The 15,580-nt window shown below is 37.6% G+C and carries 13 protein-coding genes; 9 read left to right on the forward strand and 4 right to left on the reverse strand.

All coding sequences use genetic code 11. The annotated features are described in order from the left end of the window. Positions 1 to 43 precede the first annotated feature (43 nt). On the reverse strand, positions 44 to 2,575 hold the full coding sequence (locus ACJHV0_RS07880) for a class I adenylate cyclase (RefSeq protein WP_334238110.1): 2,532 nt from the start codon (positions 2,573 to 2,575) through the stop codon (positions 44 to 46). Between the two features lie 221 nt (positions 2,576 to 2,796). Here ACJHV0_RS07880 and fabB point away from each other — a divergent pair, with 221 nt between their 5' ends. From fabB to ACJHV0_RS07905, 5 genes are all read left to right on the forward strand, one after another. Next, positions 2,797 to 4,014, forward strand: coding sequence for a beta-ketoacyl-ACP synthase I (gene fabB, locus ACJHV0_RS07885; RefSeq protein WP_283387001.1), 1,218 nt, complete (start codon positions 2,797 to 2,799; stop codon positions 4,012 to 4,014). Between the two features lie 338 nt (positions 4,015 to 4,352). After that, the gene (locus tag ACJHV0_RS07890; RefSeq protein ID WP_334232032.1) at positions 4,353 to 5,621 is read left to right on the forward strand and encodes an NRAMP family divalent metal transporter; all 1,269 of its coding nucleotides are present in this window, start codon (positions 4,353 to 4,355) and stop codon (positions 5,619 to 5,621) included. A gap of 446 nt (positions 5,622 to 6,067) precedes the next feature. Then, positions 6,068 to 7,147: a branched-chain amino acid aminotransferase gene (locus ACJHV0_RS07895; protein WP_483133853.1), complete on the forward strand. Its 1,080-nt coding sequence runs from the start codon at positions 6,068 to 6,070 to the stop codon at positions 7,145 to 7,147. A 65-nt stretch (positions 7,148 to 7,212) separates the two neighbouring features. Beyond that, a complete protein-coding gene (locus ACJHV0_RS07900) occupies positions 7,213 to 7,713 on the forward strand; it encodes a membrane lipoprotein lipid attachment site-containing protein (RefSeq protein WP_483133854.1) in 501 nt (166 codons plus the stop codon). Positions 7,714 to 7,723: 10 nt separating this feature from the next. Continuing rightward, the gene (locus ACJHV0_RS07905; RefSeq protein WP_025235483.1) at positions 7,724 to 8,068 is read left to right on the forward strand and encodes a RidA family protein; all 345 of its coding nucleotides are present in this window, start codon (positions 7,724 to 7,726) and stop codon (positions 8,066 to 8,068) included. A gap of 62 nt (positions 8,069 to 8,130) precedes the next feature. On the opposite strand, the gene ACJHV0_RS07910 is transcribed toward ACJHV0_RS07905, so the two are convergent. The 3 genes from ACJHV0_RS07910 to ACJHV0_RS07920 form a co-directional block, all read right to left on the reverse strand. Then, complete coding sequence (locus ACJHV0_RS07910) at positions 8,131 to 9,906, reverse strand: AMP-dependent synthetase/ligase (protein WP_483133858.1); 1,776 nt, start codon at positions 9,904 to 9,906, stop codon at positions 8,131 to 8,133. A 219-nt stretch (positions 9,907 to 10,125) separates the two neighbouring features. Further along, complete coding sequence (locus ACJHV0_RS07915; protein WP_483133855.1) at positions 10,126 to 10,695, reverse strand: elongation factor P hydroxylase; 570 nt, start codon at positions 10,693 to 10,695, stop codon at positions 10,126 to 10,128. 18 nt (positions 10,696 to 10,713) lie between these two features. Next, positions 10,714 to 12,435: a protein-disulfide reductase DsbD gene (locus ACJHV0_RS07920; RefSeq protein WP_483133856.1), complete on the reverse strand. Its 1,722-nt coding sequence runs from the start codon at positions 12,433 to 12,435 to the stop codon at positions 10,714 to 10,716. A gap of 211 nt (positions 12,436 to 12,646) precedes the next feature. Between ACJHV0_RS07920 and artP the strand changes: the two genes are divergently transcribed. Genes artP through artM form a run of 4 tightly spaced genes read left to right on the forward strand, consistent with a single transcriptional unit; the run spans position 12,647 to position 15,488 of the window. After that, positions 12,647 to 13,381, forward strand: a complete 735-nt coding sequence (artP, locus tag ACJHV0_RS07925; RefSeq protein ID WP_483133857.1) for an arginine ABC transporter ATP-binding protein ArtP — start codon at positions 12,647 to 12,649, stop codon at positions 13,379 to 13,381. 17 nt (positions 13,382 to 13,398) lie between these two features. Continuing rightward, complete coding sequence (locus ACJHV0_RS07930) at positions 13,399 to 14,127, forward strand: transporter substrate-binding domain-containing protein (protein WP_283387009.1); 729 nt, start codon at positions 13,399 to 13,401, stop codon at positions 14,125 to 14,127. A gap of 4 nt (positions 14,128 to 14,131) precedes the next feature. Further along, positions 14,132 to 14,803 (forward strand): arginine ABC transporter permease ArtQ, encoded by a 672-nt coding sequence (gene artQ / locus ACJHV0_RS07935; RefSeq protein WP_025216873.1) that lies wholly within the window; start codon positions 14,132 to 14,134, stop codon positions 14,801 to 14,803. Between the two features lies 1 nt (position 14,804). Continuing rightward, on the forward strand, positions 14,805 to 15,488 hold the full coding sequence (gene artM, locus ACJHV0_RS07940) for an arginine ABC transporter permease ArtM (RefSeq protein ID WP_025216874.1): 684 nt from the start codon (positions 14,805 to 14,807) through the stop codon (positions 15,486 to 15,488). Positions 15,489 to 15,580: the final 92 nt, after the last annotated feature.

Raw genomic sequence — 15,580 nt, forward strand, 5'->3', positions numbered from 1 at the left:
AAGGGCTGCTTTTAAACGCAGCCCTTCATTATGTTTGAGTAATTTAGCATTTACTTTCTTGAGCAGCGAGGTAGTCTAAATGTTGGCGGCTTTGGAACGGCACAATAGACAACTCGCCATTGGGAGAAATAAGTTGATAAAATTGTGGGTGGTTAAAGCTGCCAAATGAGATATCTGTTTCTTCCTTCTGCTGTTTATTGTGTTGTAATTTATTGATTTTTCGGATTTTTTCTTCTTTATTGCCGGAACAATTATAGTAACTTTCCACACTATTTTTTTCATCAACCACATACACATTAAAACTGCTATCTTGGTTATCTTCAAAGAAGAATTGCAAAAAGCCTTCGCTGGCAAATTCGCTGATTTTTTGAGGAAATGGTTTTTTCTCTTTGGCTATATCAGCGGTTAGATTTGCAACGTTTTCACGATTTTCGACCGCTTGTTCTTCAATCTGCTTAATGCCAACAGTCTGTTTACGGAAGATCACTTGCCACGTTTTGCCCGCAATTTTTAAGTGGCGTAGCTCATCGGCGTGCAGTAAACAACCTGTTTGAATTGCAATACATTTATGCACTAAATCAGCAACAAACTCACGAAGATCGCTGCGTAAATATTTACTATAGCAAAAAATATTCACGGAATTTGGTGAGGCTGCACTTTGATAAATTCGATTAGAAACTAATTTCAGTGCTTTTAAAATGGCATCTTCGCCGTCGAAATGCTGAGTGCGGATTTCATTCCAAACATTTCGGTAAATAATGCTGACACTACCGACTAAGGTTTTTTGCGTTTTACCAAAATTAAATAGATCACTTTGGCAAACTTTTTTAGGCAAGTCAGTAATGGTTTCCGTCGGATCTTGCACTAAATTGATCGCAATCGCTAAGTTACGAATTTTATTCGGATGATACATATCTTCCTGTGTCATCTCTGGTGCTTGAATCGGGAAAGTTAAGCGTAAATCGGTAATAAATTGGCGTAATTTCTGCGTATTTAGGTTATTGCTCGCCGTGTGCAAATGGGTATTGGCATTTATAATGCCGTTAAAAAATCCCCAAGCAATCAGTTTAACCGGGCTTTTGTTGTAGTGAACATAGCGAAGGTTTGAATCATATTGACTTTTGGGTGCTTGATTCACTAAATACCAACCTGGTTGCATTGAGCTACCGGCTTTTACTTCAATAAAAGTTACGGCATTTTCTGCTACGTTCGGCGATATTTTCGGATTGATTAACGGCACTTTACCCGGCAAAGTTTCAAATACAGAGTAAAGTCTTCGCATTAAAATGTCGGTATCATTGGTCATAATACTCGGATTAAGATGGAATTTTCGAGCGAAGTGGATTAAGTTACGATAGCTTTGTAGCAGGTGATCAATCAGCATATTTTCGTGGCTCATCACTTGCTTAATTTTCCAGTTTAGGCGATTTTGTAATAATGTAGTTTGTGCCTCATTCCAAGACCATTGCTCAACCAAAGATTGTAACGCTTCTGTACGCCAGTTTTTTCTGATTTCCCCTTCAATCGCTTTTGCATAAAAACAGACACGCAAGCGGTCTAATTTTACCCATTCTTTGCGAGTAATAAGATGTTCGGTAACTAGCTCAAGCATTGCTAGATAAGGGTCAAAATGGTATTCAATTGATTCATCACTCAGAATTTTTTTCTTAAACTCTTTTGAAATTAATTTTGTTTTCGGGTAAGTGTGGGCATAGCATTCCAGCAATAAAATCTTAATGGCTGATTTGTAAGGGTTATTGATCCCTTTATAGAGTTGCCATAGGCTTGCCCCAAAGAATTCGCTCGTAGAAAGACTGGAGAAATCGCCAAAATCTACCCATTCGGTTAAATCAATTTCAGGATTATTATGAGCAGTTTGATATTCATCTTTGTGCAGATGTAACCACAGTAAGCGTTTACCTGCAAGTAGTATGGCTGAACGATAAAATTCATCAAGCAAGAAAAAATGCTGAGCTGAACCACTGTGTTCATCTGTTACACCGCTACTGTAAGTTTGAGTTTTAAACTGCTCCGGGTTCATTAAGAAAATATTAATGTCTACATCAAAGGTTTTTGCCCATTCTTGTAGCTTAGTAATTTTAAGCTCCATTAATTTATATTGTTCAATAGTAAGCGTGTTTGAATAGCATAACCATAAATCTAAATCTGACAGACTTGTTTGAGTAATAGACCCCGTGCTCCCCATACAGTAGAGAGCATCAAAATGAGTTTGATTTTTTAAATGATGATCGGAAATAGCCTCGTGAAAGCTATAAGACATTAATGAGTTTTTTTGATAATCAGATAATTCAAAATGCCAAATACCTTGCGGTGCATTTTCTACATATGCAGGTAGGCTTGGGTGGTTAAGATGAATAAGTAATGGGAGCAATGAAAAAACGTGGCTAAAGCTTTGATTATTGGCACTAATAGCCCGCTCAATGCGATAAGCATTAAGTTTATCAATTCTTTTTTTAGTTAAAGCTAATTTTTGGGAAAAATTTCCCTTACTTGCCTTAATAGCAGTTCCTTCTACTATTTTTGCTGTAGTAGCTTCAAGGGAGAGTGTTTTCACGCTAATTTCCTTTTTAAAATGTGATCCACTTAACATTTTAGCTGAAAAGTAATGATAGTATAAGGTAATAGCTCAAAAAAGTAAAAAATACAATTTTCTCTAAAAGAGTTCAGACCAGTCATAATTTTAGTGTAAAATAAGCAAGTTTTAGTAGCTTATTTGAGTGAACAAGTGTAAGCTGAATTGACTATTTTTTCAGAAAAAATGATGAAGGAAACAAAATGAAAAGAGTTGTTATTACAGGTTTAGGTGTTATTTCAAGTATTGGTAACAATAAAGAAGAAGTGTTAGCCTCATTAAAAGAAGGTAAATCGGGCATTGAATTCGTGCCTGATTTTGCTGAAGTAGGTATGCGTAGCCAAGTTGCAGGGACAATTAAATTAAACCCGGCAGAGCTAATTGACCGTAAAATTTATCGTTTTATGGGCGATGCAGCGGCTTATGCTTATCTTTCTATGAAAGAAGCGATTGAAGATTCAGGTTTAACTGAAGAACAAATTTCTAACGATCGTACGGGCTTAGTTATCGGTGCTGGTACAGGTTCGGCTCATAGTCAATTAGTAGCGTGTGATGCGGTGCGTGGTCCGCGTGGCGTGAAAGGTATTGGTCCTTATGCGGTAACGAAAACAATGGCATCAAGCGTGTCAGCCTGTTTGGCAACACCATATAAAATCCGTGGTGTGAACTATTCGATCAGCTCGGCTTGTGCGACTTCTGCTCATTGTATCGGTCACGCAATGGAATTAATTCAATTAGGCAAACAAGACATCGTTTTTGCAGGTGGTGCGGAAGAGCTTTCTTGGGAATGTGCAACTGAATTTGATGCAATGGGTGCGGTATCTTCTAAATATAATGACACACCAACCAAAGCAAGCCGTGCTTATGATGCAAACCGTGACGGTTTCGTTATCGCAGGTGGTGGTGCGGTTGTGGTTGTAGAAGAATTAGAACACGCTCTTGCACGTGGTGCTAAAATCTACGCTGAAATTGTGGGATATGGTGCAACGTCTGACGGTTATGATATGGTAGCTCCAAGTGGTGAAGGTGCTGAGCGTTGTATGAGACAAGCAATGGCAACGGTAAATGGTGAGATTGAGTATATTAATGTTCACGGCACATCTACACCAGTGGGTGATGTAAAAGAACTGGGGGCAATCCGCAATGTATTTGGTGATAAAAAGCCTGCTATTTCTTCAACCAAATCAATGACTGGACATTCACTTGGTGCAGCAGGAGCTCACGAAGCAATTTACTCATTATTAATGTTAGATAACAACTTCATCGCACCAAGCATTAATATTGAAACCCTCGATGAGCAAGCTGAAGGTATGAATATTGTAACTGAACGCCAAGATAAAGAATTAACGACTGTTATGTCTAACAGCTTTGGTTTCGGCGGTACAAATGCCTGCTTAGTATTCCAACGCTATTCAAAATAATTTCATCTTAATGGATAAAAAAGTGCGGTAACGCACTTTTTTATTGCCTACAAGCGGTTGAATTTGGCTAAAAATTTGCAAATTCACCTCTGTTTCACATCCTTCCTATATTTTTGGCAAAAAAATCAAATTTTATTTTTATCTGATTTTAGTTATATTTTTAGCATTAAATTTTGTTAAATTATTTTTCTGGTCGCCATATAAAAGAATTTCGATTTATTAAACAGTATAATAATTTTAGCATTTTTTTAACAAGATTTTTCGTCATCTATTTTTTACTTTATTTTATGAGTAGAATGGAAACTTATTCAAGGTCTTACACATATTTTGGAGAATATATGACACAACAAGTAGAACGTTCAACTTGGCAAAGTAAGTTTGCCGCAATGGGTCCCGGTATTTTAATGGCATCAGCGGCTGTAGGTGGCTCGCATATTGTTGCTTCAACTCAAGCAGGTGCAATTTATGGCTGGCAATTAGCAATTATTATTATTTTAGCGAACTTGTTTAAGTATCCGTTTTTCCGTTTTGGCGTGCAATACACACTTTCAAGCGGTAAAAGTTTATTAGAAGGTTATAAAGATAAGGGTGGTATTTATCTCGTTATTTTCTTTATTCTAAATGTGATTGCCGCAATGATTAATACGGCTGCTGTAGGCATTGTTACGGCTGCGATCTTAAAATTTATTTTTTCAGCATTAGGTGTTCCATTTGATTTAAGCATTCCAATGGCAGGGACAATTGTGATTGTAGTAACCTGGGGAATATTGCTTTTAGGGAAATATCGTTTCTTAGATTCTCTATCTAAATGGATTATGATTGCTCTAACGGTTTCAACAGTAACTGCAGTAGTGATTGCGGCTTTAAAGGGTGGAATTACAGTTGCCCCTGATTTTATTGAGCCGTCTCCGTGGAATTTAGCCGCACTGGGTTTTATTGTTGCTTTAATGGGTTGGATGCCAGCACCAATTGAAATTTCAGCAATTAACTCAATGTGGGTTATTGCTAAAAAACGTTTTAGTAAAATCAGCTATCAAGACGGTATTTTTGACTTCAACGTAGGCTATATTGGCACAGCCATTTTAGCAATTGTTTTCCTAGCATTAGGGGCATTGGTACAATATGGTTCAGGCGAACAAGTTGAGCAAGCCGGTGTAAAATACATTGCTCAATTGATCAAAATGTATGCCTTTGCAATTGGCGATTGGTCTAAACTGTTAATTGCATTCATTGCCTTTATGTGTATGTTTGGTACAACCATTACAGTTATTGACGGATATTCTCGTGCGAATGCAGAAGCATTGCGTATTTTAACGAACCGTAAAGAGCATTCTCAAACAGAATTAGCGATCTGGCTAACACTCACATCAGCAATTGGTATCTTAATTATTAGTGTATTTATGAGTGATGTAGCAACAATGCTGAAATTTGCAATGATTTCATCATTTGTTTCAACGCCAATTTTTGCGTGGTTAAACTTCTCATTAGTGCTGAAAGGCGAGCACCGTGTAACAGGCGGATTATTCTGGTTAGCAGTCGTTGGCTTAATTTACTTAACTGCTTTTGCATTATTATTCTTAGCACAGCAGTTTGGAATTATTGGTTAATTTAATAGAGATGAAAAAGGCGGCTAAAAATAGCTCTGTCTCGAAAAGTTAGATTGATTTAATTCAAGGACTGAGTGCTGTATTCCACAGTGCTTAGTCCTTCTAGCTTCATTTGAATCGTTTCTAATCGACCGAAAAAGCTATTCATTATAAAGATAGGTATATTTTGCAGAAAATTATTCGTTTTTGACCGCTTGTATAACCAGATAATTTAAATCTGCTGGGGAGTAAGTTTTCTTTTTATCTAGTAAGATTAACTCATTGAAATTATTAGGATTATATTAGGGAAAACAATGGTGCTTGGTTGTTTCTCCAATCTGAAAATGTTAGCGAGTGAATAGGCTATTTAATAGCTGATAAAGTGTAAAAAAATATAAATTTAAGTCCTAATTTTTTCACTCAATTTCTCTGAAAAATCCTTACTTCAACCTCCATTTTGTTTTAGAATGGCAAATTACTTCACAACATACAATAAAAGGACACAACAGATGGCATTAAAAGATTTAGATTGGGCTAATTTAGGCTTTTCTTATATTAAAACCGATTACCGTTTCATTGCACACTGGAAAGATGGCAAATGGAATGAAGGCGAATTAACACAAGATAACGTATTACACATTCACGAAGGCTCAACTGCATTACATTACGGACAACAATGTTTTGAGGGCTTAAAGGCTTACCGCTGCAAAGATGGTTCAATCAACTTATTCCGCCCTGATCAAAACGCAGAACGTATGCAACGTACGGCAGATCGTTTATTAATGCCACGTGTGCCGACTGAATTATTTATCCGTGCTTGCAAGGAAGTGGTTAAAGCAAACCAAGACTGGTTAGGTCCTTATGGTTCTGGTGCAACGCTTTACTTACGCCCATTTTTAATTGGTGTTGGCGAAAACATTGGTGTGAGAGCGGCTCCTGAATTTATTTTCTCCGTATTTTGCTGCCCGGTGGGAGCGTATTTTAAAGGTGGATTAGCACCATCTAACTTTATCACAACAGACTATGACCGTGCTGCTCCAATGGGTACTGGCGGCGTAAAAGTGGGCGGTAACTACGCAGCGAGCTTATTACCACACGAATTAGCCGTGGAAGAAAGTTCGGCAACCCGTAAATTTGCCGATGCAATTTATTTAGATCCGAAAACGCACACGAAAATTGAAGAAGTGGGAGCGGCAAACTTCTTTGGTATTACTAAAGATAACAAATTTATCACGCCGATTTCAGAGTCAATTTTACCAAGTATTACCAAATACTCATTGCTCCATATTGCCAAAGAACGTTTAGGTATGGAAGCGATTGAAGGCGATGTGTATATCGACCAACTTGATCAGTTTATTGAAGCAGGTGCGTGCGGTACAGCCGCAGTAATCACCCCTGTTGGTGGTATTCAGCACAAAGATAAGTTCCACGTTTTCCATTCTGAAACGGAAGTCGGTCCAATTACCCGCCGTTTATATGCAGAATTAACAGGCATTCAATTTGGTGATGTTGAAGCACCGGAAGGCTGGATTGTTAAAGTAGAATAATTTTTATATCACATACAAGCGGTCAAAAAATACGATTTTTTTACCGCTTTATTTTTTAAGAGAATATGAAAAAGTTAATTTTTTTAGGTTTAACCGCATTCGCATTAGCGGGTTGTTCATCAAGCATTTCTAATTCTAACCAATTAATTGGCAATTGGAAATGTACGATTAATTACGACGATTTTAATATTAGCACGATAGATAATCTGAAGTTTGCATCAAACGGTAATATTATCAACCAAGGCACAATTAATTACCCGCTCCAAAAACCGATTTTTATTTATTCTATACAACAAAATGGACGTTGGAATTTACAGAATAATAAAATTGTTTATCGTATCGTAACCCAGTCATTACAACGCACTCATCGTGCTGAGATATGGGCTGAATTGCAGCGTGATCCTGCTTTACAACAATTTGAAGAGAATTTATTTAGTTCACTGTCTGATACTGAAAATAATAAAACTATTGAATTAACTGTAACGGATTTTTCTAATCAAAAAATGGAGATTAGACAGGAAGTTAAAGGGCATAAAGCTTATAAAGGACAATGTTTAAAAAGCTAGAGGAAATAATATGATTCAACGTTTTGAAGTTGGTAATCGCTTCTCAGAAGTCGCCATTCACAATGGCGTAGCATATTTAGCAGGGCAAGTGCCGCTTGATGAAACAGCCGACGCTTATACTCAAACCCAGCAAGTATTGGCTGAAATTGATAAATGGTTAGCAAAAGCTAACACCGATAAAAGCAAAATTTTAATGGCAACGGTTTATTTAAAAGAGATGACAGACTATGCTGAAATGAACCGAGCGTGGGACGAATGGGTTGCCGAAAATAATGCTCCACCCAGAGCTGCGGTTGAAGCGAAATTGGCTAATCCAAACTGGAAAGTGGAAATTGTGGTAACGGCAGCTGTATAACAAAAAGCAGATCATTGCGATCTGCTTTTATGTGAATTTCACTTAAAACCCAAAGAGTTATGCTACTTATACATTTGCTCAATTTGTTCTTTGTAGCGTTCTAAAATCACTTTTCGTCTCAGTTTTAAGGTAGGCGTAATTTCTTCCATTTTAGTTGTAAATGCTTGAGATAATAAGGTAAATTTTTGTATCTGCTCAAAACTCGCAAGATCTTTTTGCAATTCATTTATGCGTTGTTCGAACATTTTAACCACCTCAGCATTTTTTATCAGCTCTAGGCGATCTTGATAGCGGATATTCAGTTTCTTGGCGTATTCCTCAAGGCTGTCAAAGCAAGGGACAATCAATGCAGAAACATATTTTTTCGCATCAGCAATAATGGCAATTTGTTCTATAAATTTATCTTTACCAATTTTCCCTTCAACATATTGTGGTGCAATATATTTGCCATTTGAGGTTTTCATTAACTCCTTAATTCTATCTGTAATATAAAGATTACCTTGAGCATCGAGTTCCCCTGCATCCCCTGTTTTCAAAAATCCATCTGCTGTGAAAGTCTTAGCGGTTTCTTCAGGCTTTTTGTAATATCCTCTCATAACGGCTCCGCTTCGTACTAAAATCTCATTTTCTTCACCGATTTTAACTTCTGTACCAGGCATTAAGACACCAATTGAATGAACATTGATATTGTTCTCTGACCAGCAGGAAACTGTGGCAGTAGTTTCAGTCATACCATACCCAAGTTTAATGTTAATACCAATACTTTGGAAAAAAATACCTATAGAAGGATCAAGTGTTGCACCACCACAGGGCATCATACGGATTTTTCCACCGAGAAGAGAACGTAATTTGGATAAAACCAATTTATCAGCAATAATGTATTGCAAGCGGTTTAAAAAAGTTGTTTTTTTACCAAGTAAATGGGATTGAGCCGAGCGAATAGCCCAATTAAACAAGGTTTGGCGGTGGCTTGGTGCTTGATTTACTTTATCCCATATTGCCGCATAAATTTTTTCATAGAATCTTGGTACAGCACACATTAAAGTCGGTTTTAGTGCAGTAAGAGCATCACGAACTTGATGGGGATCTTCCAAATAACAGTTTATAGCACCTCGGTGTAGAACATAATAGACCCAAGCCCGTTCAAAAATATGAGAAAGGGGTAAAAATGAGAGCGATACATCATTTTCATCGATGTTCGGAAGTGCTTTATCGTGAGCCTGAAGCTGATAAGCTAAATTCGCATAATCTAGCATTACCCCTTTTGGTTCACCTGTTGTGCCTGATGTATAAATAAGAGTGAATAGGTCATCTAAACGTTTATCATTTAATCGTTGATTCAATTCAGTATCATTTGGCGATACGTTAATAAAATCTTGCCAATGTTGAGCAATTTTGATATCACGCAATTTAATAGACTGTTTCATTGCCACTATTTTTTGTAATAGTGGACACTTGTTCGCTATTTCAATAGCAATATCATATTGTTCTTGATCGCCAACAAAGAGAATTTTAATATCGGCATCGTTTAAAATATACTCAACTTGTTTGGCAGTATTCGTTGCATAAATTGGTACGCTAACGGCACGAATTTGCATTGTGCCGATATCAGCAATCGTCCAACGAGGCATATTTTGTGCAAAAATAGCCACTTTGTCTTGCACCTCAATACCACTAGCTAGCAAAGCGTAAGAAAGTTCATCAATATGTTTTTGCAATGTTACCCAATTCAACTCCACCCATTTTCCATTTTGGAGAAAACGGGCTGCAGGTTGGAGAGATAACCTCTGAGCTTGTTGGTGAAAACGATTGATAAAGTGGAAGTCTAAAGATGTCATCATTCTGTTTTTAATTTTAAATTTCAGTGAACAAATGTACTCTAATATAACTATTTTTATCCGATAAATCTAGGAAAAAGTAACAAGTGTACGCTGAAATTAGATGGGGAGTGAAGTATCAATTAGAAGATGATGTTAGCAAATTGTCAGGTGTGTAAATTTTGCAAAAAAACCGCTTGTAATGTTTACAAGCGGTCATATTTTTCCAGATTTTTGCAACTAAATTCGTTCAATATTAAATTGTTTTAGGTCAATTACATCGGGCGTGCCATAAAACGCACATAAGGCTTTACGTAAGGTTTCGGCTCTTTTGGGTAAGTAACCACGCTCTGCGTAAAGTTTTACTTGGTCATAAACGGCTTGTTTGAATGCAGAATTATCGCCCGGGTTGCCGGAGAGATTATCGGCACTCGCAAAATAGCGGAAGCCAGCAGCGGTCGCGAGTACCCATTCTATTGCTTGAGGCTTAACTTCCGCACTCTCAAATTCACGTTGGCGTTCGGCAGATCTACCGTCCGGTTCATACCAATAACCGAAATCTTCTAATTTTCGGCGTTCTTCACCAGCAACCAGCCAATGAGCAATTTCGTGCAATGCACTGCTGTAGTAGCCGTGAGCAAATAAAATCACGTTGTAAGGGCGTTCACTTTTTACACCATTTTCTTCCAAAAAGGCAGGTAAATAGATAGGGTAATCGCCACCACGTTCTAACCGAGTATTGTATTCGGTAGCAAAGCAGTCATCAAAAATGCGAATAATATCTTCAATTTTGTGGTTTTCTTGATTCATTTTCTTCCTTTTATTCTTTTAAAGTTTATTTAACCGGTCTAAAAATTGGTTCGCTTCTAAAAAACCGGTAACACGAGATTGGCTTAATTCATTGCCGTTTTCATCAAAAAACAGGATTGTAGGTAAACCTAATACATTAAAATGCTGCATAAATGCAATGTTCTCTGTGGAGTTTTTGGTGAGATCGATCTGTAAAACAACCATCTCATTGAGTTTTTGCTGAACATTAATATCTGTAAATGTATATTTTTCAAATTCTTTACAGGCAACACACCAATCTGCGTAGAGATCTAACATCACTTTTTTACCTTTGGAAGCGGTCAATTTTGCCTCTAAATCTGCAAGTGAGTGAATTTGCTCTAACGTTAAGTGTTGAGTATTTTGTTTCTCGATTTGAGAGCCGGTCCAAGCTAAATCTGTCCAAGGCTTAGCGGCAAAAGCTAAAGCAATGAGTAAAAAGATTTTGATAATTTTTCTGATTATAGAATGAGATGGAATTGTCTCTAATAACCAAATCAAAAATGCGACGGCAAGTGCCGACCACAAAAAGGGTTCATAGTGGCTTGGCAACACGCGGCTTAATAAAAATACAGGTAGGGCAAGCATCACAAAGCCAAATGCAGTTTTGACTTTTAGCAACCATTCGCCTGATTTCGGCAGAATTTTATTACCAAATAGTGTAATAAGAATAAGCGGAAGCCCCATTCCTAATGCTAACAAGTAAAGAGCTAATCCTCCGGTTAATAAATCGCCACTTTGAGCAACATAAAGCAATGCACCTGAAAGAGGGGCTGAAGTGCAAGGGGAAGCAATTAATCCTGCGATCATACCCATTACAAAAACACTGCCAAATGCACCGCCTTGCTGTTTTTGGCTCATTGCATTCAGTTTTTGTTGCCAGCTATTTGGTAGTTTGATTTCATACAAACCAAACATTGAGCAAGCGAGTAAAATGAAAACAATGGATAAACTAATTAATACAGGCGGGCTTTGCAGTGCGACTTGGAATGGCAAACCAATTGCCGCTACAATTAAGCCAAGTAACGTATAAGTTAGAGCCATACCTTGAACATAGGCTAGGCTTAGCAATAGGGCTTTTGCGGTAGAAGGGCGTTCTTTATTGCCAATCACAATGGCAGAAAGCAACGGTAACATTGGCAGTACGCAAGGCGTGAAAGCCAAACCTAACCCAAGCACAAAGAACCAAAAAATCGAAAAGCGGTTGTTTGATAGCTTATCGGCAAGTTTATCTTGTTCTGATTTTGCAAAATTTTCGCTATTTTCAACCGCTTGTTCTGCCAGTTCTTCAGGGTTTGCGGTAAGAATACTATCGAATTTCAGTTCTAGTCGTTCGGGTGGGTAGCAAAAACCTTTGGTGCAGCCTTGATAAACCACCTCAATAGCTGCATTATCTTTAACGTCTTTAAACGGCACGGCTAATTGTAGTTCGTTGCGGTAAATTTCAACCTGCCCGAAAAATTCGTCATTATACTGCTCAGCCGCAGGGAATTTGATGTCGCCAAGTTCAATATTCTGTGGTGTAATTTTGATCTCTTTTTTGTAGAGATAATAATCTTCGGCAATGTCCCAATTAAGTAGCAGGTTTTCATTGCGGTTTTCTAACGAAAAAACAAAGGCTTCTTCCGCTTTTAAAAATTTAGGTTTAGAAGAGAAAAGCCCTGCGTGAGATGAGCCTATCATCAACAGGCTTAAAAATAGGGAAAAAAGCGTCTTAATCATATTCAATCAAGCATTCTAAAATTCTGTTGAGCGAATTATAACGCAATAAATTGCAAAATTCTGAAGAAATTGAACCGCTTGTACTCTTTTAACTTCGACAAGCGGTCATTTTTTAGTAAAAAATTACAATAAAGTAAAAAAGTTATTGCATATTTATGCAAGAATAATTACTATTCATTCATTATTTTAAAGTGTAGTAGGATTTTAACGAATGGCAATTCGCATTCAAAATGTCAATTTTTTTTACGGCTCAAACCAAGCCTTATTTGACATTAATTTAGAGATTGAAAAAGGCGACACAGTTGTCTTGCTTGGTCCAAGTGGGGCTGGCAAAAGTACCTTAATTCGTACATTAAATTTAATGGAAGTGCCGCAATCCGGCACATTAGCAATTGCAAATCATAAATTTGATTTAGCCGCGAAAACAAATAGTAAAGAAGTAAGTTTATTACGCCGTGAAGTGGGAATGGTATTTCAACAATATCACTTATGGCCACATTTGACAGTAATGCAAAACTTAATTGAAGCTCCAATGAAAGTGCTTGGGTTAAGCAAAGAAGAAGCAATAAGCCGTGCGAAAACACACTTGGCACGTTTACGTTTAAGCGAGTTTGCAGATCGTTTTCCGCTGCATCTTTCCGGTGGTCAGCAACAGCGTGTGGCAATTGCAAGAGCCTTAATGATGCAGCCACAAGTACTACTTTTTGATGAACCGACTGCAGCCCTTGATCCTGAAATTACTGCTCAAGTTGTTGATATTATTAAAGAACTTCAACAAACGGGCATCACGCAAGTGATTGTAACCCACGAAGTTGGTGTTGCTCGCAAAGTAGCAACGAAAGTGGTGTATATGGAAAAGGGAGCAATTATTGAACAAGGCGATGCAAGTTGTTTTATGCAACCAAAAACCGCTGAGTTTGCAAATTATCTTTCACACTCCGAATAAAAATAAGGAACACAACAATGAAAAAATTACTTTTAGCAACTTTAATTGCCACTTCCGCAATGGCAAATGCACAACAAGAAATCACTTTTGCGATGGAACCAAGTTATCCTCCTTTTGAATTAACTAATGAAAAAGGTGAAATCATCGGCTTTGATGTGGATATCGCCAATGCGATTTGTAAAGAAATTAATGCGACTTGCCACTTTAAAAGTATGTCGTTTGACTCATTAATCCCAAGTTTAGTGAAAGGTCGTGGTGGTTTTGATGCGGCAATTTCAGCAATTGATATCACAGAAGCTCGTGCAAAACAGGTGTTATTCTCTGAGCCATATTATGAAAGTTCTGCAAGCTTTATTGCGGTAAAAGATAAAGGTTTAACGCTTGAAACAGCGAAAAAAGTGGGCGTGCAGAACGGTACCACTTACCAACAATATATTGCAAATGAAGCGAAGCAGTATTCAGTGTCATCTTATGCTAGTTTACAAGATGCTATTTTAGACCTGAAAAATGGACGTATTGATATTATCTTTGGTGATACTGATGTGGTAAGAGAAATGTTCGATAAAAACCCTGAGTTAGGTTTTATTGGCGAAAAAATTACCGATAAAAAATACTTTAACAACGGCTTAGGTATTGCGTTAAATAAATCAAAAGCTGAGTTGGTTGAAAGTTTGAATAAAGGTATTAAAGCGATTAAAGAGAATGGCGAATACCAAAAAATCTACGATAAATGGATGACAAAATAATCTGATGTTTACTGATTATCTTCCCTTAATTTACACCGCAACCCTAATGACCTTAGGGTTAGCGGTTTGTTCTTTACTACTTGGCTTTGTGCTGTCTATTGGTTTTGTTTCCTTAGAAACAAGTAAGTGGGCTGTTGTGCGTAAAGCAACGAGTACTTTTTTAACATTACTACGCGGCTTACCGGAAATTCTGGTTGTCTTTTTGATCTATTTTGGTACGCCTGAAGTATTGGAATTGCTGACAGGGCAATATGTTGAAGTTGGACCGTTCGGTTGTGGTGTTGTGGCACTTTCATTCATCTTTGCTTCCTATGCTTCACAAAGTTTGCGTGGTGCAATTCAAGCTATTCCGCTTGGGCAGTGGGAGTCTGGAGCAGCTCTTGGTTTAAGCCGCAGTTATACTTTTATTCATATTGTGATGCCTCAAGTATGGCGACACGCTTTACCCGGGTTGAGTAACCAATGGTTAGTATTACTGAAGGATACCGCATTGGTTTCGCTTATCGGTGTTCACGATTTAATGCGTCAAACTGACTTGATTAACACTCGTACTCACGAACCGTTCACTTGGTATGGTTTAGCAGCCTTGATTTATTTAGCGATTACCTTAATCAGTCAGGTATTTATCCGCCGTCTTGAATTGCGTTTTACTCGTTTTGAAAGAGGAGGCAGATAATATGTGGCAAGAATATTTGAGCGTGATTGCACAGGGTATTCCAACCAGTCTTGCTTTAATGGCAGTGGCATTGGTTGTTGGTTTTATATTGGCAGTAAGCCTCACTTTTTTACTTTCAATGGAAAATCGCCCGGTAAAATGGGTGGTTAATAGTTTCTTAACACTGTTTACAGGTACACCATTGTTAGTTCAGTTTTTCCTGATTTATTATGGACCGGGACAATTTGAGTGGATCACGCAAAGTGCTGTATGGGGATTGTTTTCAGATGCTTGGTTCTGTGCCGTATTGGCATTATCATTGAACAGTGCCGCATATACGACATTATTGTTTCACGGTGCGGTAAAAGCAATTCCAAAAGGGCAATGGGAAACCTGTGCAGCATTGGGTTTAAGCCGTTTAGATACACTTAAAATTTTAATTCCTTATGCGTTAAAACGAGCTTTACCGTCTTACAGTAATGAAATTATATTAGTTTTCAAAGGTACATCGCTTGCCTCAACTATTACGATTATGGATATTATGGGCTACGCTCGCCAATTATATGGCACGGAGTATGATGCTCTAACCATTTACGGAATGGCTGGTGTGATCTATTTAGTGATTACAGGCATTATGACGGTAATACTCAGAAAATTAGAAAGCAAAGTATTAGCCTTCGAGCGACTTGAAGTAGAAAAAGCCTAATCAGTTAATATCAATAATAAAGCGGACAAATACAGATTTGTCCGCTTTTACTTTATAGATTGCGAGTTGCAAAATTTTATTAAAATTTAACC

The organism is Mannheimia sp., assembly GCF_056854775.1.